The following is a 2,456-nucleotide window of genomic DNA, read 5'->3' as shown; positions in this document are numbered from 1 at the left end:
TTGTGTATAAGAGACTGGTCGGGGGGGGGTGGGTCGGTGGTGGTGGCTCCCCTTGCGGTGGTGTGGGGTTTTGGTGGGTTTTTGTGGCTGGTTGGGGTGTTGGGGGTGGTGGTGTGCGGGGTGGTGTGGTGGATTTTCGGCGCAACTCGCCGACCGCGATTTCCCGTGTGTTGCCACGACCTGTGATGATCGGGGGTGTGTGGCGTGAACTGATTCTGGAGATGTATCCGGAGGCCGATCTGAGTGATGCGGCCGATGAGGTGATGCTGGCCGAGGTGGAGAAGCATTTGATGCTGCCTTTGCCGTTCGAGTTGGCGTCGTTGTTGCGGGAGACCGATGGGGTGACCAACGAGTACGGGGATGCGGTGGTGTGGGGTGCGCGTCGGTTGGTGGAGGACAACCTGGCGATGCGTGGGGAGCCGGATTATGTGGAGTTGTACGCGCCGTTCGATGAGATGATCTTCTTCGGTGATTCGGACATGGGTCCGCAGTTCGCGTATGTGCATACGGACTATGGGCCGGGGATCGTGGTGTGGGATCATGAGAGTGATCGGCGGCGGCTGGTGGTGGTGTCGTTGCGGGACTATCTGGCGCGGTGTTTCATTCAGGGCAATGCCTGGTTCCGGTAGTCGGATGTGGTCGGGGTGGCGGGGGCGACCTGCCGGTTCGTGCTACTTTTTCGGGTGTGGCGGTGTTTGTACCGTCTGTTGTCGCCTGTCCGGAGAGTAGGACCATGTCGGAGCAGTCTGTGCCCGTGCCCGTGACCGTTGTCCAGGGGCGGGAGGTGGCGGATTTCCCGGATCTGGCTCCGGAGGCGGCGCGCGGTCGTGTGTTGCGGGTGACGGTGACCGGTGAGGATGTGTTGCATCGGGTGGGCCGTGATGTGCCTGGGGAGTTGTTGGGCGGCGCGGAGTTGTCGCGGTTGGTCGATGACATGTTCGTGACGATGTACGCGGCCGAGGGTGTGGGGTTGGCGGGTAGTCAGGTGGGTGTGGACTGGCGGGTGTTCGTCTATGACTGTCCTGATGATGATGGTGTGCGGCATGTGGGTCATGTGATCAACCCGGTGTTGGACGAGCGTGATGTGGATGATGCCGTGGTGGTGGAGAACGAGGGGTGTTTGTCGGTTCCGGGTCCGCATGCGGAGTTGGGGCGGGCCGAGCACGCCACGGTGCGTGGGGTGGACAAGGACGGCGCGGAGGTGGTGCTCACCGGTAGTGGGTATTTCGCGCGGTGTTTGCAGCACGAGACCGATCACACGTGGGGTCGGTTGTACATCGATCGGTTGTCCAAGCGTGAGCGCAAGCGGGTGTTGAAGAAGATGAACGAGATGGCCGACAGTGTGTTCGCGCGTCGTGAGGAGTGTGCGCGGGAGTTGGAGGCGTACTCGGCCGGTTAGGTCCGGATGTGGCACGCGGCGGGCCGCGGACCCTGGGTGGGTCCGCGGCCCGCCGCGTGTGTGCGTGGGTGGTTATTCGGGCCAGTGGGAGTTCTTGATGACCTCGACGAAGTCGCCGGGGACGAACCCGGGCAGGTAGTGGGCCAGGACGTCGGCTTTGACGTTGCCGAAGGTGGTCTGGGGTCGGTCCTTGAGGCCTTCGGTGAATGCGGCCAGGATCTGGTTCTTGAAGTCGGGTCGGGGGTGGGCTTGGACGACGGCTTGGCGTTGGTCGTCGCTGACGGTGTGGTAGCCGATGCCGAGGACGTCCAGTTCCACGCCGCGTGTGAGCAGGGCGATCTCGGGGGCCATGTGCAGGGGGATCTGGGGTGTGGTGTGCAGGGCGATGGCGGTCCAGACCCGGTCGGCCTCCTCGCCGGTGATGTCCTGGCTGTTCAGGAAGTGTCGGGCCTGGTCGGCGCCGTCGATCTCGAAGCGCTGGTCGGTGCGGCGGAAGCGTGGGGTCAGGCCCAGGTCGTGGAACATGGCGGCGACGTAGAGCAGTTCGGGGTCGAAGTTCAGGTCTTGTTCGCGGCCGCGTAGGGATGCCCACAGGAAGACGCGCCTGGAGTGGTCGAAGATCAGTGGTGAGGCGGCTTCGCGGACGAGTTCGGTGGCTTGGCGGGCCAGGGTGCTGTCCGGGATGGTGACGCCGGCGATGGTGTGGCTCATGGTTCCCCTGTGGTGTGTGCGCGTTGTGGTCTTGTTCCCAGTGTGGTGGGGTCGCTACCTTGGGGCCATGTCCTTTCTGACAGATGAACCACGGTTTCGGACATGAGTCACCGTGTGGGTCTTGTGGTCTTCGATGGTGTGCGGTTGCTGGACGTGAGTGGTCCGGCGGAGGTTTTGCATCAGGCGCGCTCGCAGGGGTGCGCCTATGAGGTGGTCCTGGTCTCGCCGCATGGTGGTGGGGTGATGACCTCGACCGGGATGCCGTTGAGCGGGACGGTGAGGGCGGCCGAGGCAGGTGGGGTGGACACGGTGTTGGTGGCGGGGGGTGATCATTTGGTCCAGGGGG

3 protein-coding genes and 1 pseudogene are annotated in these 2,456 nt (G+C 64.0%); 3 read left to right on the top strand and 1 reads right to left on the bottom strand.

The window, feature by feature from the left end:
* Positions 1–185: 185 nt before the first annotated feature.
* Together BQ8420_RS03565 and def are read left to right on the top strand one after the other, a co-directional pair.
* Complete coding sequence (locus BQ8420_RS03565) at positions 186–629, top strand: SMI1/KNR4 family protein (RefSeq protein ID WP_087096364.1); 444 nt, start codon at positions 186–188, stop codon at positions 627–629.
* Between the two features lie 104 nt (positions 630–733).
* Positions 734–1,399 (top strand): peptide deformylase, encoded by a 666-nt coding sequence (gene def / locus BQ8420_RS03560; RefSeq protein WP_087096363.1) that lies wholly within the window; start codon positions 734–736, stop codon positions 1,397–1,399.
* A gap of 72 nt (positions 1,400–1,471) precedes the next feature.
* On the opposite strand, the gene BQ8420_RS03555 is transcribed toward def, so the two are convergent.
* Positions 1,472–2,110, bottom strand: a complete 639-nt coding sequence (locus tag BQ8420_RS03555) for an HD domain-containing protein (protein ID WP_087096362.1) — start codon at positions 2,108–2,110, stop codon at positions 1,472–1,474.
* A 102-nt stretch (positions 2,111–2,212) separates the two neighbouring features.
* Between BQ8420_RS03555 and BQ8420_RS32555 the strand changes: the two are divergent.
* Positions 2,213–2,456: pseudogene (locus tag BQ8420_RS32555) on the top strand (AraC family transcriptional regulator); the annotation flags it as partial.

This window comes from Nocardiopsis sp. JB363 (genome assembly GCF_900143625.1).
Taxonomy (GTDB): domain Bacteria; phylum Actinomycetota; class Actinomycetes; order Streptosporangiales; family Streptosporangiaceae; genus Nocardiopsis.
This window is presented reverse-complemented; position numbering and strand designations above follow the sequence as displayed.